1 protein-coding gene is annotated in these 287 nt (G+C 49.8%); it reads left to right on the top strand.

The features are described 5' to 3' along the window. A partial coding sequence (locus ACTHSQ_RS11210; protein WP_440372019.1) for a transposase occupies window positions 1–287 on the top strand: 287 nt, incomplete at both ends.

Here is a 287-nt window from a genome sequence, read left to right as displayed (position 1 = left end):
CAATTAGTACGGCAAGGCGAGGCAACGCCGTACTGGTTTAAATTTAATCCACTATATATCGAGAAATTGCACATCACTCCCGCCAATACCCATGAGTGCAAACACCTGTCGCCTTTGTTGGAAAGTATAGCCGAAGGCACGACCGTCTATGCCGACAAAGGCTATGACAGCGCGGAAAACCGGCAACATCTGGAAGAGCATCAGTTGTTAGACGGCATTATGCGCAAAGCCCACCGCAACCGTCCGCTGACGGAAGCGCAAACCAAACGTAACCGATATTTGTCGAA

Origin of the sequence: Neisseria sp. P0009.S008 (genome assembly GCF_051958615.1) — a bacterium.
GTDB lineage: Bacteria > Pseudomonadota > Gammaproteobacteria > Burkholderiales > Neisseriaceae > Neisseria > Neisseria subflava.
Note: the sequence above shows the minus strand (reverse complement) of the source record. Positions and strands in the feature narration are given on the sequence as shown.